Source organism: Devosia sp. (assembly GCF_017744655.1).
Taxonomy (GTDB): domain Bacteria; phylum Pseudomonadota; class Alphaproteobacteria; order Rhizobiales; family Devosiaceae; genus Devosia.
Window position 1 is genome coordinate 286520 of record NZ_JAGIAW010000007.1, and the last position, 24235, is coordinate 310754.

At 61.8% G+C, this 24235-nt stretch carries 26 protein-coding genes; 11 read left to right on the forward strand and 15 right to left on the reverse strand.

What is annotated here, in order from left to right:
• Positions 1-8 precede the first annotated feature (8 nt).
• Positions 9-1580: a cisplatin damage response ATP-dependent DNA ligase gene (locus J7557_RS15130; protein ID WP_291420878.1), complete on the reverse strand. Its 1572-nt coding sequence runs from the start codon at positions 1578-1580 to the stop codon at positions 9-11.
• Positions 1577-2581, reverse strand: coding sequence for a ligase-associated DNA damage response exonuclease (locus J7557_RS15135; RefSeq protein ID WP_291420879.1), 1005 nt, complete (start codon positions 2579-2581; stop codon positions 1577-1579). The genes J7557_RS15130 and J7557_RS15135 overlap by 4 nt, the downstream gene beginning before the upstream one ends.
• A 176-nt stretch (positions 2582-2757) precedes the next feature.
• Between J7557_RS15135 and J7557_RS15140 the strand changes: the two genes are divergently transcribed.
• Together J7557_RS15140 and J7557_RS15145 are read left to right on the forward strand one after the other, a co-directional pair.
• Entirely contained in the window at positions 2758-3063 is a 306-nt protein-coding gene (locus tag J7557_RS15140) for a hypothetical protein (protein WP_291420880.1), read from the forward strand.
• A 63-nt stretch (positions 3064-3126) separates the two neighbouring features.
• Complete coding sequence (locus tag J7557_RS15145; RefSeq protein ID WP_291420881.1) at positions 3127-4140, forward strand: alpha/beta hydrolase-fold protein; 1014 nt, start codon at positions 3127-3129, stop codon at positions 4138-4140.
• A 95-nt stretch (positions 4141-4235) separates the two neighbouring features.
• On the opposite strand, the gene J7557_RS15150 is transcribed toward J7557_RS15145, so the two are convergent.
• Entirely contained in the window at positions 4236-4448 is a 213-nt protein-coding gene (locus J7557_RS15150) for a SlyX family protein (protein WP_291420882.1), read from the reverse strand.
• 149 nt (positions 4449-4597) lie between these two features.
• Here J7557_RS15150 and J7557_RS15155 point away from each other — a divergent pair, with 149 nt between their 5' ends.
• The 4 genes from J7557_RS15155 (at position 4598) to J7557_RS15170 (ending at position 7963) form a co-directional block, all read left to right on the forward strand.
• Positions 4598-5146 (forward strand): hypothetical protein, encoded by a 549-nt coding sequence (locus tag J7557_RS15155; protein WP_291420883.1) that lies wholly within the window; start codon positions 4598-4600, stop codon positions 5144-5146.
• A gap of 82 nt (positions 5147-5228) precedes the next feature.
• Positions 5229-5867 (forward strand): DsbA family oxidoreductase, encoded by a 639-nt coding sequence (locus J7557_RS15160; protein WP_035086966.1) that lies wholly within the window; start codon positions 5229-5231, stop codon positions 5865-5867.
• Between the two features lie 50 nt (positions 5868-5917).
• On the forward strand, positions 5918-6730 hold the full coding sequence (locus J7557_RS15165; protein WP_291420884.1) for an alpha/beta hydrolase: 813 nt from the start codon (positions 5918-5920) through the stop codon (positions 6728-6730).
• Between the two features lie 18 nt (positions 6731-6748).
• Positions 6749-7963 (forward strand): multidrug effflux MFS transporter, encoded by a 1215-nt coding sequence (locus J7557_RS15170; protein WP_291420885.1) that lies wholly within the window; start codon positions 6749-6751, stop codon positions 7961-7963.
• A 206-nt stretch (positions 7964-8169) separates the two neighbouring features.
• On the opposite strand, the gene rpsU is transcribed toward J7557_RS15170, so the two are convergent.
• Positions 8170-8397, reverse strand: a complete 228-nt coding sequence (rpsU, locus tag J7557_RS15175; RefSeq protein WP_035086964.1) for a 30S ribosomal protein S21 — start codon at positions 8395-8397, stop codon at positions 8170-8172.
• A 213-nt stretch (positions 8398-8610) separates the two neighbouring features.
• Between rpsU and J7557_RS15180 the strand changes: the two genes are divergently transcribed.
• The gene (locus J7557_RS15180; protein WP_291420886.1) at positions 8611-9303 is read left to right on the forward strand and encodes an alpha/beta fold hydrolase; all 693 of its coding nucleotides are present in this window, start codon (positions 8611-8613) and stop codon (positions 9301-9303) included.
• On the opposite strand, the gene J7557_RS15185 is transcribed toward J7557_RS15180, so the two are convergent.
• The 3 genes from J7557_RS15185 to J7557_RS15195 all read right to left on the reverse strand — a co-directional run bounded on the left by J7557_RS15185 (position 9304) and on the right by J7557_RS15195 (position 11267).
• Positions 9304-10392 carry a 5-(carboxyamino)imidazole ribonucleotide synthase gene (locus tag J7557_RS15185; protein ID WP_291420887.1) on the reverse strand — a complete coding sequence of 363 codons (1089 nt, stop codon included), beginning with the start codon at positions 10390-10392 and terminating at the stop codon, positions 9304-9306.
• A 4-nt stretch (positions 10393-10396) separates the two neighbouring features.
• Positions 10397-10888: a 5-(carboxyamino)imidazole ribonucleotide mutase gene (purE, locus tag J7557_RS15190; RefSeq protein ID WP_291420888.1), complete on the reverse strand. Its 492-nt coding sequence runs from the start codon at positions 10886-10888 to the stop codon at positions 10397-10399.
• Positions 10889-11051: 163 nt separating this feature from the next.
• Positions 11052-11267 carry a DUF465 domain-containing protein gene (locus J7557_RS15195; protein WP_035086956.1) on the reverse strand — a complete coding sequence of 72 codons (216 nt, stop codon included), beginning with the start codon at positions 11265-11267 and terminating at the stop codon, positions 11052-11054.
• Between the two features lie 151 nt (positions 11268-11418).
• Between J7557_RS15195 and J7557_RS15200 the strand changes: the two genes are divergently transcribed.
• The 4 genes from J7557_RS15200 to J7557_RS15215 all read left to right on the forward strand — a co-directional run bounded on the left by J7557_RS15200 (position 11419) and on the right by J7557_RS15215 (position 16061).
• Complete coding sequence (locus tag J7557_RS15200; protein WP_084587863.1) at positions 11419-11595, forward strand: DUF465 domain-containing protein; 177 nt, start codon at positions 11419-11421, stop codon at positions 11593-11595.
• Between the two features lie 189 nt (positions 11596-11784).
• Positions 11785-13269: a sigma-54 dependent transcriptional regulator gene (locus tag J7557_RS15205; protein ID WP_291420889.1), complete on the forward strand. Its 1485-nt coding sequence runs from the start codon at positions 11785-11787 to the stop codon at positions 13267-13269.
• A gap of 194 nt (positions 13270-13463) precedes the next feature.
• Positions 13464-15086, forward strand: a complete 1623-nt coding sequence (locus J7557_RS15210) for an ABC-F family ATP-binding cassette domain-containing protein (RefSeq protein WP_291420890.1) — start codon at positions 13464-13466, stop codon at positions 15084-15086.
• A gap of 300 nt (positions 15087-15386) precedes the next feature.
• Entirely contained in the window at positions 15387-16061 is a 675-nt protein-coding gene (locus J7557_RS15215; protein ID WP_051961148.1) for an outer membrane protein, read from the forward strand.
• Between the two features lie 67 nt (positions 16062-16128).
• On the opposite strand, the gene J7557_RS15220 is transcribed toward J7557_RS15215, so the two are convergent.
• The 8 genes from J7557_RS15220 to J7557_RS15255 all read right to left on the reverse strand — a co-directional run bounded on the left by J7557_RS15220 (position 16129) and on the right by J7557_RS15255 (position 24101).
• Positions 16129-16623 (reverse strand): hypothetical protein, encoded by a 495-nt coding sequence (locus J7557_RS15220; RefSeq protein ID WP_291420891.1) that lies wholly within the window; start codon positions 16621-16623, stop codon positions 16129-16131.
• Positions 16624-16709: 86 nt separating this feature from the next.
• Positions 16710-17459 (reverse strand): glucosamine-6-phosphate deaminase, encoded by a 750-nt coding sequence (locus J7557_RS15225; protein WP_291420892.1) that lies wholly within the window; start codon positions 17457-17459, stop codon positions 16710-16712.
• A gap of 20 nt (positions 17460-17479) precedes the next feature.
• The gene (locus J7557_RS15230) at positions 17480-18379 is read right to left on the reverse strand and encodes a carbohydrate kinase family protein (protein WP_291420893.1); all 900 of its coding nucleotides are present in this window, start codon (positions 18377-18379) and stop codon (positions 17480-17482) included.
• The gene (locus J7557_RS15235) at positions 18376-19443 is read right to left on the reverse strand and encodes an ABC transporter ATP-binding protein (RefSeq protein ID WP_291420894.1); all 1068 of its coding nucleotides are present in this window, start codon (positions 19441-19443) and stop codon (positions 18376-18378) included. The genes J7557_RS15230 and J7557_RS15235 overlap by 4 nt, the downstream gene beginning before the upstream one ends.
• A complete protein-coding gene (argH, locus tag J7557_RS15240; protein WP_291420895.1) occupies positions 19443-20951 on the reverse strand; it encodes an argininosuccinate lyase in 1509 nt (502 codons plus the stop codon). Before argH ends, J7557_RS15235 begins: the two co-directional genes overlap by 1 nt.
• Before the next feature lie 3 nt (positions 20952-20954).
• Positions 20955-21803, reverse strand: coding sequence for a carbohydrate ABC transporter permease (locus tag J7557_RS15245; RefSeq protein ID WP_291420896.1), 849 nt, complete (start codon positions 21801-21803; stop codon positions 20955-20957).
• Positions 21804-21805: 2 nt separating this feature from the next.
• Positions 21806-22738, reverse strand: coding sequence for a carbohydrate ABC transporter permease (locus J7557_RS15250; RefSeq protein ID WP_291420897.1), 933 nt, complete (start codon positions 22736-22738; stop codon positions 21806-21808).
• A gap of 127 nt (positions 22739-22865) precedes the next feature.
• Positions 22866-24101 carry an extracellular solute-binding protein gene (locus tag J7557_RS15255; protein ID WP_291420898.1) on the reverse strand — a complete coding sequence of 412 codons (1236 nt, stop codon included), beginning with the start codon at positions 24099-24101 and terminating at the stop codon, positions 22866-22868.
• Positions 24102-24235: the final 134 nt, after the last annotated feature.

Consider the following 24235-nt stretch of genomic DNA (forward strand, 5'->3'; position numbering starts at 1 on the left):
CCAAAGCCTCACGTCGCTCCCACAAACGCATCCATATCTTCAAGCCGCGCCGCCTCCTGCGCCGGCTTGTCCCAGCGGATCCTGCTGATCCGCGGAAACCTCAGCGCCACTCCCGACTTGTGCCGACCGCTCTTCTGCGCCGAGTCGAACGCCACCTCAAAAACCAGTTCCTTCTTCACCTCGCGCACTGGCCCGAAACTGCCCGTCGTATTGGCGCGGATCCACTTGTCGAGCTGTTTCAACTCCTCATCGGTAAAACCAAAATACGCTTTCCCGATCGGCACGATCTCGTTCCCCTTCCACACCCCAAACGTGTAATCCGAATAATAGGAACTACGCTTGCCGTGCCCGCGCTGCGCATACATCAGCACCGCATCCACCACATTCGGATCGCGCTTCCACTTGAACCAGAACCCCTTGGGCCGCCCCGGCACATAGGGCGCCGTTCTGAGTTTTATCATCACCCCTTCATGGCCATGCTCGTCCGCGCCCTGCCGGCGCAGTTTTCCGAGATCGTCCCAATCTCCAAAGGGCAGCACCTCGGAAAGATCGAGCCGCGTCTGCGGATTTTTGGAAAACCACGTCTCCAGCCGCGCCCGCCTCTCTTCCCATCCGAGCGCCCGAATATCCTCCACGCCATCGAAGAGCATGTCATAGACCCGCACGAAGGCCGGCAACTCCTGCATTTGCTTCGCCTGCGCCACCTTCCGGTTCAACCGCTGCTGCAGGTCATTGAAACTGCGCGCCTCAAAATCGTGCCCAACCAGCAATTCGCCATCGAGCACCGCCCGGCCCATGACATTGTCCACGACATCGGGGAACGAAGCGCTGATCTCATCCCCCGTGCGCGAAAACATCGAGACACCCTGCTTCCCCATAACGAGCTGAACGCGAATGCCGTCCCATTTCCACTCTGCCGAAAAATCCCTAGGATCGAGCTTCTCAAAGTCCTTGTCCTCGATCGGATTGGACAGCATCAGCGGATGAAACCGCGCCGCATTGTCGATATCCGGCCGCCCCGCTCTGCCTTCGAGCCAGGCAAAGAGATTGGCATAAGGCGGCTTCAGCCCATGCCAAACCTCCTCGATCTCCTGCAGATCGACCCCGCTCATCTCCGCCAGCGCGGTCTTCGCCAACCTGGCCGAAACCCCGATCCGCAGTGCCCCCGTCGCCAGTTTCACCAGCGCCCAGCGCTCATGAATTGCAGCCTGACTCAAGAGCCCACCGATCACCCGTGGCAGCTCCGCCTTGCTGGTGTGATTGAGCAGATCGACAAGCGCGGAAAGCCCCGGCAACTCCCCCTCGGCCTTGTGCGGCCAGATCAGCGCAATCGTCTCCCCGAGATCGCCAACATAGTCATAGCTCAGCGCAAACAGCGTCTCGTCGACCTCGGCCAGCACCGTCTCGCGCAACAGCGCCGGCTTCACATTGCTGATATCCATCTCGCTTGTGAGAACCGCCAGCGCGATACCGCGATCCGGGTCCGGCACCTCGGCAAAATACCGCTTCAACGCCTCGATTTTTCGCGTGCGCGATGGCGTCAAGGCGAGGAGTTCCAGGAGATCGGCAAAACGCTTCATTCCCCGCCCTCCCCGCCATCGTCATCAAGCCCCGGCAGCGCCAGCGGCTCGGCATTGAGCCCCTGCTGCTTGCACCAGTAGACCAGCGCATCCTCGCGCCCATGCGTCACCCACACCGTCTCCGCTCCGCTTTCGAGGATCGAGACATTGAGTTCACCCCAGTCGCAATGGTCCGAAATCACCAGCGGCAACTCCACCAGCGCCTGCCTTGCGCGCTGCTTGACACTCATCCAGCCCGAAGCCTGGCACACCACCGGATCAGGGAACCGCCGGCTCCAGCGATCCCTTATGGCCGCAGGCGGTGCGATGACGATCTCTCCCATCATCTCCGCCTTGCCCATGCCCGTCGCCGGCAACAATTCTCCTAGCTCGACCCCCAGCGATTGATAGAGCTCGCAAAGACGGATCATCGCCCCATGCAGATAAATCGGCCGATCCCACCCGGCATCGCGCAACAGCGCAATCACCCGCTGCGCCTTCCCCAGCGCATAGCAACCAATGAGATGGCTCCGCTCCGGCTGCGCCGCGACCGATTTGAGGAGCCGCGCAATTTCATCCTTGGGATCGGGATGCTGAAACACCGGCAGCCCAAACGTCGCCTCGGTGACCAGCAGATCGCAGCTGACCGGCTCGTAGGGCTGCGCCGTCCGATCCCTGAGCCGCTTGTAGTCGCCCGTAACGACCACCCGCTGCCCCTCGGCCTCGACGAGCACCTGCGCCGACCCCAGAATATGCCCCGCCGGGAAAAACGTGACCGTCGCCCCGTCCATCTTCAGTGGCTCGCGAAAATCCAGCGCCTCGAACCGTCCGGCACAATCCTCGCCATAGCGCACCTTCATGATCTCGATCGTATCGGGCGTCGCCAGCACGGCCCCGTGGCCCGAGCGCGCATGGTCGGCATGGCCATGGGTAATGATTGCCCGCGCCTTCGGCTCGGACGGATCAATCCAGGCATCGATGGCAGGCACATAGAGATTGCGGTCGATAACAGGTCTATCCATCAGACTCTCCACAACGGCAAAATCAGCCGCCCGGTTCAGGCAGCACGGCAATTTCGGCACGGCAGCTTCTGCCGCGATAGAGGATCAACACCCCCGAACCCCAGCAATTGCGGCCGTCCTGCGCTGGCAAGCTCCTTGCATTGATTGAGACACCATCCCTCCTGTCATGGTCTGTCATGATCACGTCCTCCTTGAGCCCCATCTCCCTCATCAATTCCCCGCTCACCATGAGCTCGGGCAAGGTCACCAACCAGATCAAGCCCAATGTCGAGGAAGAATTCCTTGAAATCGCCCGCATGTCTCCGGCCGAACGCCTGCGCATGCAGATCCTCGAAAGCATGGGCATGAGCGAGGATTCCGTTGCCGCAATGGACCCGGAAGCGCGCGATGCCATCGAGGACGAAATCAGCCGCCGCATGATGCAAGCCCTCACCGGCAAGGACGATGCCGAGCCCGGCTCACTCGTCGACATGATGGCCTAAAACCTTGCCAAGCCGGACACGAACCGGCAAACCGGGGACGAGGCCAATATTTTGGAGTACGCCATGCGCCGCACGACCCATGCCCCCGGCACCGTCCATCGCCTCACCATCGAGAGCAAGGCCCTCGCCGGCAATCGCCTCGGCGACCCGACAGAGCGCCTTGTCGACGTCTACATCCCCGCCGGCCACACCGGCGAAGGCCTGCCGCTGCTGGTCGATCTCGTCGGCTACACCGCCGGCGGCCCCGCCCACACCGCCTGGAAGAATTTTGGCGAAAACGTCCCAGAGCGGCTCGATCGCCTGATCGGCGACAAGAAGATGCCGCCCGTCGTCGTCGCCTTCCCTGATTGCTTCTCCCGCCTCGGCGGCAATCAATATGTGAACAGCCCGATCCTTGGGAATTACGAGGATTTTCTGACCGCCGAGATGGTCCCGTTTGTGGAACAAAAGTTCTCCTGCGGCGGAGATGGCCATCGCGGCGTCTTCGGCAAATCCTCGGGCGGCTTCGGCTCGCTGGTCCACGCCATGCTGCATGCCGATTTCTGGGCCGCCGCCGCCAGCCACTCGGGCGATGCCGGCTTTGAAAACCTCTACATCCCGGAATTCCCCAACAGCCTGCGCATGCTGGCGAAATCCGACAATTCCATCGAAACCTGGATGCGCGCCTTCGAAGCCAAGCAGAAGATCGACGGCAAGGACACGCTCCTGCTGATGATCCTCGCCCAGGCCGCCAGCTTCGATCCCGATCCGGAGCCGAGCACGTTCCTCGGCCTGCGCCTGCCGGTCACCCTGGATACCTGTGAACTCATCGAAGAGCGCTGGGCCAATTGGCTCAAATGGGACCCCGCCCGCATGGTCGAAACCCACGCAGAATCAATCGCCAAACTGAAGGGTTTCTACTTCGATTGCGGCACCGAGGATCAATACAACATCCTCTACGGCTCCCGCCGCATCCACCGCACGCTCGAACAGCGCGGCATTCCCCACCGCTACGAGGAATTCCCCGACAACCATTCCAGCGTCGACTACCGCATGGACATCAGCCTGCCGTTCTTGGCAGAAACGCTGAGCCGCTAGCCACCACGCGCTTTGTCTCAGCCCCACCCGCGGTGTCATTCCCGCGAAAACGGGAATCTCCGTTCAGGCATCCGACGGCTGAAGCATGCCTGGTCTCAATAATGCGGAGGCGGCTTTTCGCTGGAAGGATCAGCAATAAAACTGCCGCTCCGCACCTGCTCTTCCATCACTTCGAGCTTGCGCCGCAATTGCTCGATCACCGTCCATTGCTCGGTGATGACGGCGTTGAGGTCTTCGATCGTCTGGTCCTGAAAGGCGACCCGGCTTTCGAGGCGCTCAAGCCGCTCGCTTTGATCGTGATCGGCCATGTCGGTTTCCTTTCGAAAGACCGGCCCCAGATAGTCTCCGGCGTGCCCCTTCGCAAGCCATCCACACACGCGAGCGTGTTAACGTATAGGGAACCCTTCTCCGCCCAACGCCATTGACTCCCCGAAACAGGAACAGCGGGAGCCGCAAAATGGCGACCATCACAGGCCAGCAGAGCAATATCCATTCGACCGCCCACACCGTGGATTTCGGCGCCTTGGCACGCCCGATGCTCGCTGCCGTTCTAGCGCTCGCCGCCTTTGGCGCCGTCAATTTCATGGCCGAAGCCATCGGTCTGCAGCCCTATTTCTTTTCCCCCATCGGCCTGCCCGGCTGGGCTGGCGCCGCCATTCACCTCGTCCTCCTGTTCTTCGTCGGTCTCGCCATTGGCCTTGCCGCAAACAAGAACCGCGCCGTTCTGCCCTGGGGCACCGCGCTTGTCGCCGCCATGATCGCCTTTCCTTTCCCGGCCGCGGCGCTCGATTCCCTCGCTCTGGCGCTGGTCATGACCACCGTCCTGCTCCTCGCCCTCGCCACCAGCCTGCGTATCGCCGCCTCCTCCCGCCTTGGCGGTTGGCTGATGGTTCCGGTCCTTATCTGGATCGGGTTTGGCGCCGCCCTCGGCCTTGCGGTCGCTGCCGCCTGGAGCCCGCCCTTTGCCCTGATCACGGCCCAAAATCCTGCGCCCGTCGCCACCTGAGGCAAGGTTACCCCAAAGTGCCTTCTTGCAGGCCGGGCCCACCGGTTCCATGTGAGGGCAACCTCATGCTCTGGAGCGCCTAATGGCTCGCACTCTCAAGATCGACGTCTTTACCGACGTCGTATGCCCATGGTGCCTCGTCGGCTCTGCCCGTCTCGACCAGGCCCTCGCCAAACTTCCCGATGACATCGACGTCGTCGTTGAAAACCATCCCTTCTATCTCGACCCCACCGTGCCGCCCGAAGGCGTCGATGTGGGCGAGATGCTGAAGCAGAAGTACGGCCGCGACCCCAAGGAAATGTGGGCCCGCGTCGAAGGCGAAGCCAAGAAGGCCGGCATCGATCTCGACCTGTCGCAGCAGCCGCGCATGTTCAACACAGCCAAGGCGCACACCATCACCCGGCTCTCCAAAGCCAATGGTAACCAGCACGAACTGGCCAATGCCATTGCCGAGGCCTATTTCCTCGACCACCAGCAGATCAACGACGACAACACGCTTGCCGATGTCGCGGTAAAATTCGGCTGGGATCGTGGTGATGCGCTCGATGCCATGAACGACGCCAACGAGCTCTCGATCACCGAACAGCTCGCCACCTCGGCCGCCCAGCAGGGTATCCGAGGCGTACCCTTCTTCGTCTTTGGCGAGAAATACGCGCTTTCGGGCGCCCAGCCCGACGAAGTTTTTGCCCAAGCCCTCGAAAAGACGATTTCCGAACTCTGATCGCTCTGGGCCTGTTATAGGCAGAGCAGCAAACTGTTCGGGAAATACCGGTGAAGCTGCTCCGTATTAGCGCCATTGCGCTTATCGCCCTGGTCCTCGTGGTCTACACGGGGGCCGTCGGCTACATGTATTTCAACCAGCGCGCCCTGCAATATGAGGCCAAGGGGGAGATATTTCCCCTGGCCGACGTCGCCCTTCCCGAGGCCGTCGACGTGGCCATTCCCGTCGATGGCGCCGTCATCAATGGCTGGTATCAGGCGCCTCAGCCCGGCAAGCCGCTGATCATCTACTGCAAGGGCAATTCCAAGAGCTTTTCCGAGGAACACGAGCGCTATGAGCGTTTCGTCTCCGAAGGTTTTGGCTTCCTCGCCTTCGACTACAGAGGCTTTCCGGCCTCCCCCGGCTCCATCAGCGAAGCCGGTATTCTGGCCGACGCCACCGCCGCTTATGACTGGGCTGCGGAAAAGAATTTCCCCATCGTCATCTGGGGCCGCTCCCTCGGCACCGGCCCCGCGACCTATGTGGCCAGCATCCGCGACGCCAAGGCGCTTCTCCTCGAAACGCCCTTCCTCTCCGCCGTCAATGTCGCCGCCGAGCGCTATCCCATCCTGCCGGTCTACTGGGTCATGCTCGACCAGTTCCGTTCCGACGAGTGGATCGCTGATGTCAGCGAACCCGTCATGGTCGCCCACGGCACCGCCGACACCACCATTGACGTCTCCAATGGCGAGCGCCTCTACGCCCTCGCCCCCAATCCCGACGAACTCTGGATCGTCCCCGGCGCCGGCCATTCCGATCTCTGGGACGCCGGCATCTGGGACAAGGCCAAGGCTTTCTTCACCCGCGCCGGCGCCGCAAACTGACACCGACTTCCTAGACCAATGACCGACCAAACCAGCACAACCCAATCCGCCATGTCCGGCCGTCGCACAGCCATCATCGGCGGGCTCATGGTGGCGACGGGCCCCCTGAGCCTCACGCTCTACGCCCCGGCTCTCCCTTCCCTCGTCACCGATCTCGGCACCAATGATGCCGGCGGCAAGCTGACCCTCACCGTCTATTTCGCCGCCTTTGCGCTCGCCCAGCTCATCTGCGGCCCGCTCTCCGATCGCTTCGGCCGCCGCGCCACTGGCATTGCCTTCTTCGCCATCTACGTGCTGGGCGGCCTCGTCGCGACCTTCGCGCCAAGCCTCGAAGTCCTGCTCCTCGGCCGCATCCTGCAGGGCTTTGGCGTCTCCGCCGGTGTCGCCCTGTCGCGCGCCATGGTACGCGACCTCTTTGTCGGTCGCGAAGCCATCGGCATTCTCACCCTCATCAACCTCGTGCTGACCGTCGCACCTGCCGTCGCCCCGACGCTGGGCAGCGTCATCATGCTCGTCGGCACCTGGCACGTCATGTTCATGGTCATGGCCGGTTTTGGCCTCGCCATCATCGCCCTCCTCGGTTTCTCCGCCCGCGAAACCCTGCCCGAAGACCGGCGCGTCCAACTAAAGCCGTCCACCATCATCGGCAATTACGGCCGCCTCCTCCGCGCGCCAGCCTTCCTCCTGCCCGCCGGCACCCTCGCCGCCGCCTTCGGCGGCTTTTACGCCTCGGCCGCCCTCCTGCCCTTCGTTCTCATCGACCAGATCGGCCTGACGCCGTTCCAGTTCGCCATGGCCATGCTGATCCAGACCGGCTCCTTCATCACCGGCAACATCATCGCAGCCCGCCTCTCAAAGCATCTCGACGGCTGGCAGCTCGTCGCCATTGGCCTCGTCCTGATCGCCCTCGCCGGCCTCGGCTACGCCATCGCTCCGCGCCTCTGGCCCAACGAAGTCCTGGCCGTTATGATTCCCGTCGGCTTCTGGATGCTCTCACTCGCCTGCCTCAGCCCCAGCGCCACAGCGGCCGCCATGTCCGGCTTCGGCGAGATCGCCGGCTCGGCAGGCGCTTTGACAGGCTTCTTCCAGATGGGCGGCGGCTTCTTGGCGTCGCTCGCGGGCACGATCCTCTTCCCCGAAGCCCGCACGGCCCTCGTCACCCTCATGCCCGGCCTTGCCGCCCTCGCGATCGTTCTCGCGCTGACCGACCTACGGCGCCTGCGCCGGGCCTAGAGCCAGCGCCCATCAACCCTATCCCCTCCATCGTCATTGCCGGGCTTGTTCCGGCAATCCATCTCGTCACAGGCCAGCCATCCTGCGGGTGGCTTGGGACCACCGGGACAAGCCCGGTGGTGACGATCGTAGGGAAACAAAAAACCCAAAAACAAAAACGCCGCCCCGAAGGACGGCGTTTTCAAATTCTTGACGCTTCGCGCTGACTAGCTGCGCGGCGCCGGCGCGGCGATCAAGCCTTCGCGCTGTGCGCGCTTGCGAGCCAGCTTGCGGGCGCGGCGGACGGCCTCGGCCTTCTGGCGAGCCTTCTTTTCAGAGGGCTTTTCGTAGTAGTTGCGCAGCTTCATTTCGCGGAAGACGCCTTCGCGCTGCAGCTTCTTCTTCAGGGCGCGCAGCGCCTGGTCAACATTGTTATCGCGAACGACTACTTGCAAAGGTCAACTGCCCCTTCAAAGCTTGGCAAATTGTTTGGATAGAAGCGAAACAGCCATAACAACCACTTCGCCGACCAGCCGAGCCGGTCACCGTGGCGCGCTATATAGCTCGCCTCTTGGGACTTGTCCACATCCGAGTCAGGAAATTCGGCGTATTGCCTGATATTCCGAAGCGGTCTACCGCTTCTTGGCTGCTCTCAAGAGGTTGGATCCGTGTTCACTCCCATCGTCCTCCTGCCTGGCCTGCTGTGCGATGCCCGTCTCTGGCGCGACGTTGTCCTGCCCCTGCGCGATACGGTCGCGCCCATGGTCGCCGACCTCACACTCGATGATTCCGTCGCCGGCATGGCAAGCCGGACGCTGGCCGCAGCACCGCCCAAATTCGCCCTGGCCGGCCTTTCCATGGGCGGCTATGTCGCGCTCGAAATCATGCGTCAGGCGCCCGATCGCGTCACGCATCTGGCTCTCCTCGACACCTCCGCCCGCCCCGACACCGACGAGCGCCGCGAAGCGCGCCGAAAAGGCATCGAGAACGTCAAACTCGGCAAGTTCATCGGCGTCTCGCGCAGCCTGCTGCCAAGCCTCGTCGCCAAACGCAATCTCAACACGTCGCTCGCCGAAGAAGTGCAGGCCATGGCCGAGCGCCTGGGCCAGGAAGCCTATATCCGCCAGCAACAGGCCATTTTGGGCCGCCCCGATTCCCGCCCCGACCTCGCTGACGTCAAGGTCCCAACCCTGATCGGCGTCGGCACTGAGGACGTCCTGACGCCCATGGAACTGGCCGAGGAAATGGCCGCAACCGTCCCTCACGCCGACATCGTCCGCTTCGCTAGAAGTGCCCATCTGCCGACCATGGAAAACCCCAAAGCCGTCGCCGACGCTTTTGGGAACTGGCTCGCCCGCTAGCTAGTCCGCCCGCACGATCCGGTTGATGTGCCCCATCTTCCGCCCCGGCCGCGCTTCCGCCTTGCCATAAAGATGCGGCTGGGTGTCGCCATCGATGCCACCCGGCACCACGTCGACCTCATCGCCAATGAGATTCTGCATCACCACATCGGCATAGCGCTTGGGATCCCCCAGCGGCCAGCCGGCCACGGCCCGCATATGCTGCTCGAACTGGTCGGTGAGGCACACAGCCTCCGTCCAGTGCCCCGAATTGTGCACGCGCGGCGCAATCTCATTGACCACCAGACTTGGCCGCTCGCCACCGAGCACGAAGAATTCGACGCCAAGTACGCCGACATAGTCGAGCGCAACGACAATCACCTTGGCGAGCATGGCCGCATGCTTGGCGAGACCCGCCGAAATGTCGGCGGGCACAGTGGACGTGTAGAGAATATGGTGCCGGTGCACATTCTCGGCCGGGTCGAACGCCCTCACCGAGCCATCGGCCCCACGCGCCACGACAACCGAAATTTCCTTTTCAAAAGGAACAAAGCCTTCCAGCACCAGCGGATGCGGCTTCAGCTCGGCAAACGCGGCGTCGGCATCGCCCGGCTCGCGCAGCACCCGCTGCCCCTTGCCGTCATAGCCCAGCCGCGTCGTCTTCAGCACCGCCGGCAGGCCAAGCTCGGCCACGGCAGCCTTCAAATCTTCCAGCGAATGCACCGCGCGATAAGGCGCCACCGGAATATTCTTCGAAGCCAAAAATCCCTTCTCGGCCAGCCGATCCTGCGAGATCGCCAGCGCATTGACGCCCGGCCGCAGTGGTTTCAGGCTTGCCAAAATTTCCGCCGTCGCCGAGGGCACATTCTCGAATTCATACGTGATGACATCAACCTGCGCCGCAAATTCGCGCAGCGCCGCCTCATCGTCATATGCCGCCACCGTCTTGAACGGCGTCACATCGAATGCCGGGCTCTGCGGGTCCGGGCAATAGATATGGCTCTTCAGCCCCAGCTTTGCCCCGGCTAGCGCCAGCATGCGACCAAGTTGACCGCCCCCCAGAATACCAATGGTCGAACCGGGACGCAGCGAGACGGGGGTATCGGACAAGGCTTTACTCGGTATCGGAAGGAAATTGCGGGACGGATGCAGTCTGCCGCGCGCGATGCGCATCGAGCCGGTCGGCCAGCTCATCATCGTTCAGCGCCAGCACGGAAGCGGCCAGCAGCGCCGCATTGATCGCGCCCGGCTCGCCAATGGCCAGCGTCCCGACAGGCACGCCACCCGGCATCTGCACGATGGAATAGAGGCTATCCATGCCGCTCAGCGCCTTCGAACGCACCGGCACGCCGAACACCGGCAATGGCGTCATCGCGGCGATCATGCCCGGCAGGTGCGCCGCGCCCCCGGCCCCAGCAATGATGATCTTGATCCCCTCAGCCCGCGCATTCATGGCGAAGTCAACGAGCCGCTCGGGCGTACGATGCGCCGAAACGATCCGCGCCTCATATTCGATCTCGAGATTTTCGAGGGTTTCGGCGGCCAGCCGCATGGTGGGCCAGTCCGATTGGCTGCCCATGACGATGGCAACTGGTGGCTTGAGCATGGCGAGTTCTCCCCCTGCCGCTCCGCAAAGCGCGCATCTAGCCTAAAAAACGCCAGCGCTCAAGGCGCCTCAAGCATGTCTCCCGAAAGTGGTCACCGGTTTCGGGGCAAAGACATGCCCACAAAGAAAGCTGAAGCGTGTTTACGCTTTAGCGCCAAAACCGTCAGGCGATAATGTCTGGAAGAAGAATGCTTTCGAGCTGCACGATGCGGTCTTTTAGCGCCAGCTTGCGCTTCTTCAGCCGCTGCACCAGCATCCGGTCGGCAAATTGCGACTGCGTCAGCGTGTGGATGGCGGCATCCAGGTCTGCATGCTCCTGGCGCTTGGTCGCCAGCTCCAGCCCGAATTGGGCTTCCTGTTCCTTGTCGAGCTGCAGCATAGAAAAACCAATAGTCCCGCCCCAACTCACACTTGGTTAACGCATCGGATGACGATTTGCATCTCAATTCGATCACCCTCTTTTGAGGCAGTCGACAAAGCGTGAAAGATTTGTGACTATCCCCTCGTCCACGATGTCGAAGGAGTTGTCTATGACTACTGAAGGCCACATCGCAGCGCTGGAACGGCGCCATCAGGAACTGGACCGGCAGATTCAGGCAGAGATGCAGAATCGCCAGATTGATGACCTGATGGTCTCAGCGCTCAAGCGCAAAAAGCTGGAAGTAAAAGACGAAATTGCCCGCTTCAATGTGATGGAGCGGCACTGATCCGGTTGGACGACCAGACACACTGAATTCTTGAGGGTCACGGATTTCTCCGCGGCCCTTTTTATTTGCCCTGACACCCCAGAAGCACAAATCATTAGGATTAACACCCTCTTAAGTCACTTTCCTCATTCTCTCCCAAAACGGCACACCCGATTCGTGCCGAGCAACGACATGAACTTTGGGATAGGCATGACGCGCGTTCTTGTGGTCGACGATGATCCGGTGCAACTCCGCCTCACGGCTGAAATCGCCAACCGCGCCGGCTTCAAGCCGCTGACCGCCACGGGCGGCGAACAGGCACTTGCCATTCTGCGCGACGACCGCCAGATCGGCGCCATGATCCTCGACCTCGTCATGCCCGATCTCGACGGCATGGGCGTAATGTCCGCCATGCGCGCCGAGGGCCTGACCACCCCCGTCATCATCCAGACGGCCAACTCCTCGCTCGAAACCGTCATCTCCGCCATGCGCCAGGGCGCAGCCGACTATTTCGTCAAACCCGTCTCGCCCGAGCGCCTCGTCGTCTCGCTGCGCAATGCGCTCAAACTCGACACGCTCGAAGCCGCCATCCGCTCCGAACACGCCCGCCGCTCCGGCACTTTTTCTCCGTCGGACATGATCGCCAGCGCTCCGGCCATGGCCCGCGTGCTCGCGCTTTCTGCAAAAGCGGCCAAAAGCCCGATCCCCGTCCTCATCGAGGGCGAAACCGGCGTGGGCAAGGAACTGGTCGCGCGCATCATCCAAGGCGGCTCCGACCGCGCCGGCAAACCCTTCATCACCGTCAATTGCGGCGCCATCCCGCCCAATCTCGTCGAGTCCGTGCTCTTCGGCCACAAGAAGGGCGCCTTCACCGGTGCCATCGCCGACCAGCCCGGCAAATTCGCCGAGGCCCATGGCGGCACGCTCTTCCTAGACGAAGTCGGCGAGCTGCCGCTCGATACCCAGGTCAAACTGCTCCGCGCCCTCCAGGAGGGCGAGATCGAACCGGTCGGCGCCACGCGCCCCGAAAAGGTCAATGTCCGCCTGATCTCGGCCACCAATCGGCGCCTGCTCAATCTCGCGAAAACCGGCGAGTTCCGCGAGGACCTCTTCTACCGCCTCAACGTCTTCCCCATCTACGTGCCGCCGCTGCGCGAACGCCTCGAAGACCTGACCGCGCTTGTCTCCCACTTCATCGCCCGCTTCGCCGCCGAAGCCGGCAAACGCGTTCTCGGCGCCACGCCCGCGGCCCTCGACCTCCTCGCTTCCTATGATTGGCCGGGCAATGTCCGCCAGCTCGAAAATGCCTGCTATCGCGCCGTCGTCCTGGCCGACGCCGCCTTCCTCGAAGCTGACGATTTCCCGCAGATCCTGGCTCAATCCGCCGGCCGCGATGAAGCCGTCCGCGCCACTGAACAGGCAGCAGTGCTCGCCGCACCCATCCATATCGACAGTGCCCCGGCTCGTCTCCGGACCGAACCGGCCGTCCAGCCCGTGCAGGACCGCTTCCTCAATTCAACCGGCGACCTGCAGGCCCTGTCAGACATCGAGCGCGAGGCCATCGCCTTTGCCATCGACTATCACGGCGGCCGCATGTCCCGCGTCGCCCGCGCCCTCGGCATCGGCCGTTCGACGCTCTATAGAAAACTGCACGAATACGGCATGGCCGAAGGCCTCATCAACGACGCCGCGTAAACGAAGTTTATCGCCGCATAGCCGCTGTGTCCGTACGGCCCTTGCGCTCTAGCAGGGCCGTGCTTTAGAGCACGGGCAACATCGGCAACCCCAGTAGTCCTCATGGTGAGGTGCGGAGCGTTAGCGCAGCCTCGAACCACGAGGACGTGGCACCGCACTGTTGAGGCCTACTGAATTTCTCAGAAGGCCCAAAAATGATCCGCCTCGAAAGCATCGGCAAGCAAAACGGCAAGCAGATTGTCTTCATCGAGGCGTCGGCAACGCTCCTCAAGGGCGAAAAGATCGGCCTCGTTGGCCCCAATGGCGCCGGCAAGACCACGCTTTTCCGCATGATCACCGGCGAGGAACAGCCTGATGAAGGCCAGGTCTCGGTCGAGCGCGGCACCACCATCGGCTATTTCAGCCAGGATGTCGGCGAAATGTCCGGCCGCAGCGCCGTCACCGAGGTCATGGATGGCGCCGGCCCCGTCAGCGCCATCGTCGTCGAAATGCGCGCCCTCGAAGCCGATATGGGCAATCCCGACAAAGCCGACGAGATGGACGCCATCATCGAACGCTACGGGGAAATCCAGCATCAGTTCGAAGAGCTCGACGGCTATTCCCTCGATGGCCGCGCCCGCGAAGTCCTCGATGGCCTCGGCTTCTCCCAGGAAATGATGGATGGCGATGTCGGCGCCCTTTCCGGCGGCTGGAAGATGCGCGTCGCGCTCGCCAAAATCCTCCTCATGCGCCCCGACGCGCTGCTGCTCGACGAACCCTCCAACCACCTCGACCTCGAAAGCCTGATCTGGCTCGAAGCCTTCCTGCAGAATTATCAGGGTGCCCTGTTCATGACCTCGCACGACCGCGAATTCATGAACCGCATCTGCACCAAAATCGTCGAGATCGACGCCGGCTCGCTCACCACCTATTCCGGCAATTACGAATTCTACCAGCAGCAGCGCGCCATCGCCGAAAAGAACCAGCAGGCCCAGTTCGAGCGCCAGCAGGCCATGCTCGCCAAAGAACTGGACTTCATCGCCCGCTTCAAAGCCCGCGCTTCCCACGCTGCCCAGGTCCAAAGCCGCGTCAAGAAACTGGACAAGATCGACCGCGTCGAGCCGCCAAAACGCCGCCAGACCGTCGAGTTCGAATTCCGCCCCGCCCCGCGCTCGGGCGAAGACGTCGCGCTTTTGAAGGGCGTGTCAAAAAGCTACGGCTCCCGCTCCATTTATGACGGCCTCGATTTCCACGTCCGCCGCCGCGAGCGCTGGGCCATCATGGGCATCAACGGCGCCGGCAAATCGACGCTTTTGAAACTGGTCACCGGTACCACCGAGCCCGACCAAGGCACGGTCTCGCGCGGCCCCTCGGTAAAAATGGCCTATTTCGCCCAGCACGCCATGGATGTGCTCGATGGCGACCTGACCGTCTTCCAGCAGCTCGAATATTCCTTCCCCCAGGCCGGCCAGGCCCCGCTCCGCGCCCTTGCCGGCTGCTTTGGTTTCTCCGGCGACGAAATCGAAAAGAAGTGCCGCGTCCTTTCGGGCGGCGAAAAGGCCCGCCTCGTCATGGCCATGATGCTCTTCGATCCGCCGAACTTTTTGGTCCTCGACGAGCCGACCAACCACCTCGACATCGCCACCAAGGAAATGCTGATCACGGCGCTGAGCCAATATGAGGGCACCATGCTCTTCGTCAGCCACGACCGCCACTTCCTCGCCGCGCTCTCCAACCGTGTGCTCGAACTCACCCCCGAAGGCGTCCATGCCTATGGCGGCGGCTATACCGAATATGTGCAGTCCACCGGCCGTGAAGCCCCGGGTCTGCATAGCTGAACAAGCACTGCTCTACGCCCCCACCGAGCGGCGCTTCCAAAGCCATCTCAGCCTTCGTCACCACCGGGCTTGTCCCGGTGGTCCATGCCATCCGCAGGATGGCGGGCCTCCCCGAGATGGATTGCCGGGACAGGCCCGGCAATGACGACGAAGTGAAAAAGCCGGAAAGCCTTGGACTCCCTAACGCTACCTTTCACAAATCGATAAAACCCGGTGCGTTAACCTTATTCCTTACCCGATCATTAAGACCTTGAGACGATTTTGGGCCTCATGTTTAGGCGTATATCGACGAGGCCCAAAATGAAGCGTTCCGCCATTGTGATTTCTGCTCTCCTGGCGCTGACGGCGTCGGCCGGAGCCGCCGATCTGGGTTGGAACAGCGCCCCGGCCACGTCGCCGATGTATTCGTCCACCTCGGTCACCGACTGGAACGGCTTCTATGCCGGCGTCAACGGCGGCTACACCTGGGGCAACACCACCAATTCCCCGGCCATCGTCAACACCAACAATAACAGCTCCGGCTGGACTGCTGGTGCCCAGGCCGGCTTCAACGCCGACATGGGCGGCCTCGTGATCGGCGCCGAAGGCGACCTGCAATGGGCCAACCTCGCCTACAGCGAGCCGGCCGTCACCCCCGGCACCTTTGAAGCCAAGCTCGACATGTTCGGCACCGTCCGCGCCCGCGCTGGCGGCACCTTCGGCCAGGTCATGCCCTATGTAACCCTCGGCGCCGCTTTCGGTCGCGGCACCGCCCAGGTCGTCAATGGCGGCGTCACCACCTCGCAGTCGGCCACCCATTTCGGCTGGACCGCCGGTCTCGGCATCGAAGCCAAGGCCACCGACAATATCTCGGTCAAGGCCGAATACCTCTATGTCGACCTCGGCAGCCAGTCCTATGGCGGTCTCCCGGGCGGCGCCCGCGACATCGGCCACAAGTTCAGCGTCATCCGCGCCGGCGTGAATTACAGCTTCTAAGCCAAGGCCGAAAAGCAGCAGCTCACATAAGAAGGCCCCGTTGGCATCGCCGACGGGGCTTTTTGTCTTATCCGCACTGGCCGAGCACTTTGGCGATTGCGGCATTGGAGCCTCTGGCGCCGAATTCGTGCCCGTCGAATACTTCCAGCCCGCCCTCTGCCTTGCGCCGGACGAACCCGACCCGGATCATATCACCCGCACGTTGTGCGATCCCCGCCCATTGCCTTGCCACCGGTCCACGCACCAGGATCGAGCTGCCATCGCTATGGATGAGTGGAAAATCCTGCGCGAAAATCGTGCCGCCTGTCGCAGCGAGGCTGCCGGAGGCCGGTCCACTGGCATTAATGGCCAGGCTCAAACTTGTTGCCGAGGCCACTTCCCGGCTCGGCTTGCGCACCCAATAAGCCATGGCGAGATCGCCGCCGCGGCAGGCGAATTGGAACTGCGCATCGCCATTGTCGAAATAGGCGATCGGCACATTGCCGCCTTCATATTTCCAGTCGGCAGCAAGGCTTGGCGTTGCGAGCAAGAGGCAAAGCGCAATGAATGGGAGTCTGGGCATCACGCTCTCGGCCTCGGTCTTCGGGGAAAAGGTCACTGCACTGCAGCCCCACCACCTTGAGACGGCTTGGTAAACGCGCTGCTAACTCACGCCTCTGCCTGGTGCCCCATCCCCGCAAAAGCTGCCGCGTCGCAGAACACGGTCACGTGACCATGCCCCTGCAGGGCTGAAGCGGGACAGGTCTCATCCGGCGGCGCCAGAAAAGCCCGGGCCAGGGCTTCCGCCTTGCCGTCGCCCGCTGCCACCAGCACGATTTCCCGCGCCTCGAGAATGGTTCCTATCCCCATGGTGATCGCTTCCGGCGGCGGCACCTCGCCCGGCGGAAAATCGCTGGTATTGGCGGCAATGGTGGATGGCGTCAGCCTCGCAACCTGCGTGCGGCCATCAAAGGCCGAGCCTGGCTCGTTGAACCCGATATGGCCATTGCGTCCGATGCCGAGCAATTGCACGTCCATTCCACCGCACGCCGTGATCGCCGCTTCGTAGGCAAGGCACGCTGCTGCCGCATCACCATCGGCCTCGGGCAACAGCGCCCGGGCCGCTGGCAGATCGACATGGCGGAAGAAATTCTCCTCCATATAGCGCCGGAACGAAGCAGGATGGTTCGGTGCCAGCCCGACATATTCGTCGAGATTAAAACTGGACGCCTCCGCAAAGGAGAGCCCCGTCTCGACGCTCACCCGCACCAGGGCTTCATAGATCGGCACAAAGGTCTTGCCGGTGGCAAGCCCAAGCACCGTCTCAGGACGCGCCCGAACCGCTTCGGCGATATGGGCGGCAACCGCCTCAGCCACTGCCTCCGGCGAGGCAAAAACCTGAAATTGAGCTTTGGTCATGGGTCTCTATGGAAAAAAAGTCAGCTCGCGCTGCGAATGCTGCCGGTGCCGCCCGACGCCTGAACCGAGCTTGTGCCGGCCTCGATGGCGGCCATCAAGGCGGTGCGATTGTCCGCGCCATTGAGCCAGGCGTGCAGGAAGCCGGCATTGAAGGCATCACCTGCCCCGGTCGTATCCACCACTTCGACACGCGGGCTGGGCAGATCGATGATCACCTCGCCCGCCGCCAGAATGGCGCCTTCGCCGCCGCGCTTCAGCGCCACCACCGGAAAATGCCGCTGCAACACTGCCAGCGCCGCGCCGGGATCGCTCATGCCGGTCAGCGCCTCCGCCTCTTCCATATTGGGAAGGAAGATATCGACACCCGCCGCCCGCTCGAAAAACAGGGGATCGCGGATAAGCGCATCGTCCCAGCTCGGATCGAGCGACACGGTCAGCCCATGGCTTTTGGCCTTGGCAATGGCATCGGGCATTTCATGCAAAGTCGCATATTCGGCAATATGCAAATGCGCCACCCCGGGAGAGGCGACCGCGGCCTCGAACCCGGCCGGCCGTGCATGCCCGGCCCGGCGCGACAGGAATGCACGATCCCCGTCATGCACCATGACCACGGTCAACTGCGGCCCTGCCGTCTCGTGCCGATCGAGAAACTGCAGGTCGAGCCCGAGTTCATCAATCTGCTCGGACAGTGCCGAAGACAGCGCATCGGTACCAAAGCGTGCCAGCAGCGCCGAGTGCCGCCCGAGGGCAGCCAGGTGCGCCGCCGTAATCAGCGCACCACCGCCCGGCGTAATGGCAAAATCGCGGGCAAAGAGCTCGCGCCCCAATTGGGGCATACCGTCGAGCCCGCGAAACACCATGTCGCAATAGATGCGGCCGAGGTTCAGAACCGCCCCGGCGCGTGGAGGAGTAGAAGTCATGCGCGGCCCAGAGCCTTTTCGCTGACGGCATCGAAGAGATAGAGCGACCCAACACCGGCATGAACCGAAACCGCGCTGCCAATGGCGGGCACGACACGCCCCGGCGCCGTGGCGATGACCTGCGCCTTGCCCATGGTGAGATGCACCAGCGTTTCGGAACCCAGTGGCTCCACCGCCTCGACCGTGCCCGTGGCGGAAAGCCCCGCGCCCGTCGCTTCGCCGACAACCAGATCATGGGGACGCACGCCGATCAGCGCCTTGCCCTCATGAGCCGGCAATGTCAGGCCCGAAATCGCCGCACCCTCGACGCTCAGATTGCCACCAGCAATCGTGCCTTCGACCATGTTCATCGACGGGCTGCCGATAAACCGCGCGGTAAACACATCGACCGGGTTTTCATAAAGATCGGTCGGCGAGCCCACCTGCAGGATATTGCCATCGCGCATGACGACGATCTTGTCGGCCATGGTCATGGCTTCCACCTGATCATGCGTCACATAGACGATGGTCGTACCAAGCCGGCGATGGAGGCTCTTGATCTCCATGCGCATCTGCGAACGCAGCTGCGCGTCAAGATTGCTGAGCGGTTCGTCAAAAAGGAAAGCCGCGGGATCGCGCACCATGGCGCGGCCAATGGCAACGCGCTGGCGCTGGCCACCCGACAAAGCCGCCGGACGCCGATCGAGCAGTTTTTCAAGACCAAGCGTCTTGCCGGCCTCTTCGATCCGCTTCTGCTTTTCGGCCTTGGACAGCTTCGACGTATAAAGACCAAAACCGATATTCTGGCCCACGGTCATATGCGGGTAGATGGCGTAGTTCTGGAACACCATGGCGATATTGCGCTGCTTGGGCTCGCGCTGGTTCACCACCTCGCCGCCAATCAGCAGATTGCCGCCCGAAATATCCTCGAGCCCGGCGATCATGCGCAGCGTCGTCGATTTGCCACAGCCCGAGGGCCCGACGAAGACAACGAATTCCCCATCTTCAATGGTGAGGTCGATGCCATGCACGGCGCGGGTCTTGCCGTATTCCTTGACCAGTTTCTGCAGTTCGATCTTGGCCATCAGGCGGTTCCCTTCAATGCGCCGAAGCGCTCTTTCAGCATGCGCGCGGCATCAGCCTGGCGGCGCAGTATTTTTCCATGATTTTGAGCAAGCCGCTCGGCGTCCTGCCGATAACCTGATATGGCCGCATTGAGCGGTTCGGGCGCCGGCCCACCAAAGCGGGTGCGCACGGTAACGAAATATTCCGGCGAGACGATTTCAGCGAAGCTGGTCTCATCAAGCGAAGAAGGACGCCCTGTCGCCTTCTCGAAAGCAGCAGTGAATGGCCCAAAACCGTCAGTGACGAGATCGCCACCCATAGCGACCACGGCCTTCGCAACCGACGCCGCAATCTCATGCCCCTCACGGAAGGAGAGCCCTTCCCGACGCACCAGAGAGTCAGCCAGCTCCGTAATCGTGATGCAGGAGCGCGAAATATTGTCCCGCACCCGCTTGGGATCGATTCGGATCTGCTGCACCAGCGCCGCCAACAGGTCGAGCACACGATAGGCACTCGCAAAGGCCTGATAGCCCATGGCCTGCGTTTCGCCCTCGCTGTCATTCATGTCGGTAAAGGGCGTATTGTGCATCACCGTGAGCATGGCTTGCGCCCGCCCGGCCGTCTGGCTCGCCAAATGGCGAAGATGCTCGATCGGCACAGGATTACGCTTCTGCGGCATGATCGATGAAATCTGCACGAGGCTATTGGGCACATAGATCTGCCCCACCTCAAAGCTGGTCCACACTTGGAAATCCTGGATGGGACGCCCCAGATGCAGGAACATCAACTCAATCGCCGAATAAGTGGAGGTGATATAATCCACCCCGGCAATGCATGAATACGAGTTCTGCAGCGGCGCCGCAAAGCCCAGCAACTCCGCCACCCGTGCCCGATCGGTCGGAAAGCCCGTCGTGGTGATCGCCGCCGCGCCCATGGGCGAAAGCTCGACGATCCGATAGGCCTCAAACAGCCGCTCGATATCGCGCCCCACGAACTCGACGATCGCCGAGAGATAGTGCCCAAAGGTCGTGGGCTGCGCCGGCTGCCCATGAGTATAGGCAACGATGAGCGTTTCCTTCTCGCGCTCCGCCGCTTCGATCAACGTCGCATGCAGTTTCAGCGCCTTGCCGATCAAGACATTGAGTCGCTCCCGCAGCCCAAGCTTGAAGAGCGTATGGTCGATATCGTTGCGCGAGCGCGCCGTATGAAGGCGACCACCGAGATCGGGGCCGACGCGCTTCTTCAATTCCTTCTCGATGAGGAAGAAAAAGTCCTCCACCTCACCCGTATAAACGAGTTTTGAAGGATCAATTTCCGCATCGATACTATCGAGCGCCGCCGCGATATCACGCGCCTGACCGGCGTCCAGAATGCCCGTCTCGGCGAGCATCACCAGATGCGCACGGTCGATGGCCCTAAAGCCTTCGACATGGTGGTCCTTGGCGCCGTCGAACAGCGGCGCCAGGACAGTTTCCTTGTATACGGGATCGGGAAAAACCGACTGATCGGCAGAACGTGGATCGGTCATGGCTTAACCCTTGAGGCCGGCCAGCATCACGCCACGAACGATGTAGCGCTGCAGGAGAAGGAAGACGAGAAGCGTCGGGATGGTGCCGATGGCGGCGCCGGTCATGATCAGCTCCCATTGAATGGAAGCCTCCGCCGAGAAACTCGAAATGCCCACAGGCAGCGTATAGAGCTCCTTGGAGGTCGTGACGATCAGCGGCCAGAAGAACGCCGTCCAGTTGCCGAGGAAGGTGAAGATGGCGAGCGCCGAGATGGCCGGCACCACCATGGGCATGGCGATCTTCCACCAGATGGTGAATTCGTTGAGCCCGTCGACACGCGCGGCTTCCAGGAAGTCGTTCGGCACGCCTTCAAAAAACTGCTTCATCAGGAAGGTGCCAAAGGCGGTCATCATACCGGGGAACATGATGCCCCAGTAGGAGTTCAGCCAACCCAATTGGCTCGACATCAGGTACCACGGGATCACCAGCATTTCGGTGGGGATCATCAGGGTCGAGAGAATGGCGAGGAAGATGAAATAGCGGCCGCGGAACTCGAACTTGGCCAGCGTGTAGCCAACGAGGCTATCAAAGAACACGTTCGAGATCGTCACGGTCACGGCGATCAAGGTCGAGTTGAAGAACCACTGCATGAAGCGGCCATCGCCCAAAACCTTGATATAGTTGTCGAGCGTCGGCGCAGCCGGGATCAGGCGCAAGTCATAGACCTGGCCCGACGTCTTCAGCGAGGTCGAAAACATGAACAGCAGTGGGGTGATCATGATCAGCCCGCCGATAAGCAGCAGGGTCCAGGTAATGATGCGCCCGGGGCGGATATCGCGGCTATTGGCCGCCAGCTCTTTGGTCGAGGCCATGGTCATTTCTTTTCCCTCAGCACATAGAGCTGGAGCAGGGATACGATGAGCAGGATGGTGAACAGCACCACAGTCTGCGCGGCCGCATAGCCCATCTGGTAGGACGAAAACGCGGTCTGGTAGATCATCAGCACCAGAGGTTTCGTCGAATTGAGCGGCCCGCCCGGATCGTTCGAGGTCATGTTGTAGACCTGGTCGAAGATGCGCAGGAAACCGATGGAGGAGAACACCACGAGGAAGACGGTAGTCGGCTTCAATAGCGGAATGGTGATTTTCCGCAGGATCGCCCAATCCCCCAGCCCGTCGATCTTGGCGGCCTCATAGAAGGTATTGGGAATGGCGCGAAGGCCGGCCATGAAGATGATGATCTGGAACCCCAGCCCCGCCCAGATAGCCGGGATCAGGATCGAAAACAGCGCCTGATCGACCGAGCGCAGGAATGGCTGCTGCGGAATGCCGAAGGACGACAGAAAGCCATTGATCACGCCAATCGGCACCGGCTGATAGAACCAGCGCCACACCCAACCCATGGCCGCGGCCGTGGTGAGGAACGGCAGGAAATAGAGGGCGCGGATAAAGCCGTGCATCAGCTTCACGCGATCGAGATAGTAGGCGATCACGAAGGAGACCACGAGGCTCACCGGCGTGCCGATGATGAGGTACAGGAACGTGTTCTGGAACACTTTCCAGAAAACCGGATCGGCGAACATTTTCTGATAGTTCGCAAAACCGATGAACTGGGCCGGCCGCAGCAGGTCCCAATTGGTCAGAGACAGCCAAAAAGCCTGGAATGTCGGGTAAAAGCGGATGCCCGCATAAAAGATGATCGGCACGGCGAGGAACGCCCAGGCCCAGATGACCCGCTTGGTGCTGATATTCAGACGGTCCCAGAAGCGAACCGGGCCTGTCTGTGGAAGTGCGTTCGCCGACGCCATGTTCGCTCCTGCGATGAGATGCCAGGGAGTTTCCGAAGCGCCAAAATATCACCTGCAATCACCCCGGCGAAGGCCGGGGTGACAGTCTGTGTCGTGGCGAAGTTCGAGCTCCTGAAGAGCTAGTCCCTTACTGACGGCCCTGATCGATGATCGCCTGTTCGGCCGCAGCCGCCTGGGCGATCGAGTCTTCGATCGACTGGCCTTCGAGCAGCACGCGATTGACCATGTCGATGGCGGTCTGGCGCTGTGCGGCTTCGTCATAGAACTGGGTGGTCTGGGCGTATTCGAGACCCTTGAGGAACGGCCCGCGGATCGGATCCGCCAGGTTCGCCTCGGTCAGGGCCACGTCACGACGTGCCGGCAGTTCGCCGACCGTGTTCAGCCAGATTTCCATCGCTTCAGGCGAAGAAATGTACTGGAGGAATTTTTGCGCAGCGACGAGTTCTTCGCCGGTCGAGGTCGCGCCGATACCATTGGCAAAGTAGCTCGAATAGTTCGAGCGCATTCCATTGGCGTCAGCCGGAAGTTCCACCACGCCCCATTCGAACGGGTTGCCGGCAAAAGCGCCGAGACGGAACGTGCCGTCGATCGTCATGGCCGCCATGCCGGCGCGGAACGCGGCCTGGCCTTCATCCATGAAGCCAACGAGACCCACATTCTTTTCGGTCTGAAGATCGGTATAGAATTTTAGCGCCGCAGCGCCGGCAGCATCGTTATAGGCAACATTGCCTTCGGCGTCATAAGGCACGCCACCGTTCTGGCGGATGAGCACTTCGCGCCACCAGTGGTGATCCTGGCCAGCCATGTCCATGGTGATGCCGGCAGTCGTGATATTGCCGCTGCCATCGCGCTTGGTGGTAGCCTCGGCGACCGCCAGCAATTCGTCAAGCGTGTTCGGCGGCTGGACACCGGCTTCGTCGAGCAGGGCCTTGTTGTAGAACAGGGCCAGCGAACGCACGGCGGTCGGCAGGCCATAATAGTCTTCGCCGCGCTTCATCGCCGAAACGATCGGGAAGAAGTCGGCTTCGATTTCGGCATGCGGGAACACGGCCGGATCGAGCGGCTGGATCAGGCCGCCATTCACGAACTGGTCGGTCCAGCCATAGAACAGCTGCACCACGTCCGGACCCTGGCCGGCTACCTTGGCGGCGACAACGCGCGTCTGGTAGTCCGCATAGGGGAAAGTGGTCTGCTTGACGGTGATATCAGGGTTCGCTGCTTCGAACTTCTCGATCAGCTGGTCCATGGCCTGGACGCGGCTGTCGAAGACATATTGCCAATATTCGATTTCCACGGCCTGGGCAGCGCCCATTGCGATGAAGCTGATGCCGGCTGCAAGCCCGGCCACATATGCCTTACGCATAAAGTCCCTCCATTGGAGCGTCGATCCTCCGACAGCTCTCTCATGTCAAAAACACGGCCCACGCCGCCTGACAGGTCTCCACCGTCCAATATGTGACAGTGCCTTGTCAATAACATAATCTACTTGCGTTATCT

Coding starts and splice junctions, on each gene's coding strand:
- J7557_RS15225 (WP_291420892.1), bottom strand. CDS start 17,459: ATGACCAAAGCTCAATTTCAGGTTTTTGCCTCGCCGGAGGCAGTGGCT.
- J7557_RS15255 (WP_291420898.1), bottom strand. CDS start 24,101: ATGCGTAAGGCATATGTGGCCGGGCTTGCAGCCGGCATCAGCTTCATC.
- J7557_RS15170 (WP_291420885.1), top strand. CDS start 6,749: ATGACCGACCAAACCAGCACAACCCAATCCGCCATGTCCGGCCGTCGC.
- J7557_RS15145 (WP_291420881.1), top strand. CDS start 3,127: ATGCGCCGCACGACCCATGCCCCCGGCACCGTCCATCGCCTCACCATC.
- J7557_RS15140 (WP_291420880.1), top strand. CDS start 2,758: ATGATCACGTCCTCCTTGAGCCCCATCTCCCTCATCAATTCCCCGCTC.
- J7557_RS15205 (WP_291420889.1), top strand. CDS start 11,785: ATGACGCGCGTTCTTGTGGTCGACGATGATCCGGTGCAACTCCGCCTC.
- argH (WP_291420895.1), bottom strand. CDS start 20,951: ATGACCGATCCACGTTCTGCCGATCAGTCGGTTTTTCCCGATCCCGTA.
- J7557_RS15230 (WP_291420893.1), bottom strand. CDS start 18,379: ATGACTTCTACTCCTCCACGCGCCGGGGCGGTTCTGAACCTCGGCCGC.
- J7557_RS15215 (WP_051961148.1), top strand. CDS start 15,387: ATGAAGCGTTCCGCCATTGTGATTTCTGCTCTCCTGGCGCTGACGGCG.
- J7557_RS15200 (WP_084587863.1), top strand. CDS start 11,419: ATGACTACTGAAGGCCACATCGCAGCGCTGGAACGGCGCCATCAGGAA.
- purE (WP_291420888.1), bottom strand. CDS start 10,888: ATGCTCAAGCCACCAGTTGCCATCGTCATGGGCAGCCAATCGGACTGG.
- J7557_RS15235 (WP_291420894.1), bottom strand. CDS start 19,443: ATGGCCAAGATCGAACTGCAGAAACTGGTCAAGGAATACGGCAAGACC.
- J7557_RS15245 (WP_291420896.1), bottom strand. CDS start 21,803: ATGGCCTCGACCAAAGAGCTGGCGGCCAATAGCCGCGATATCCGCCCC.
- J7557_RS15130 (WP_291420878.1), bottom strand. CDS start 1,580: ATGAAGCGTTTTGCCGATCTCCTGGAACTCCTCGCCTTGACGCCATCG.
- J7557_RS15135 (WP_291420879.1), bottom strand. CDS start 2,581: ATGGATAGACCTGTTATCGACCGCAATCTCTATGTGCCTGCCATCGAT.
- J7557_RS15210 (WP_291420890.1), top strand. CDS start 13,464: ATGATCCGCCTCGAAAGCATCGGCAAGCAAAACGGCAAGCAGATTGTC.
- J7557_RS15250 (WP_291420897.1), bottom strand. CDS start 22,738: ATGGCGTCGGCGAACGCACTTCCACAGACAGGCCCGGTTCGCTTCTGG.
- J7557_RS15150 (WP_291420882.1), bottom strand. CDS start 4,448: ATGGCCGATCACGATCAAAGCGAGCGGCTTGAGCGCCTCGAAAGCCGG.
- J7557_RS15160 (WP_035086966.1), top strand. CDS start 5,229: ATGGCTCGCACTCTCAAGATCGACGTCTTTACCGACGTCGTATGCCCA.
- J7557_RS15195 (WP_035086956.1), bottom strand. CDS start 11,267: ATGCTGCAGCTCGACAAGGAACAGGAAGCCCAATTCGGGCTGGAGCTG.
- J7557_RS15220 (WP_291420891.1), bottom strand. CDS start 16,623: ATGCCCAGACTCCCATTCATTGCGCTTTGCCTCTTGCTCGCAACGCCA.
- J7557_RS15155 (WP_291420883.1), top strand. CDS start 4,598: ATGGCGACCATCACAGGCCAGCAGAGCAATATCCATTCGACCGCCCAC.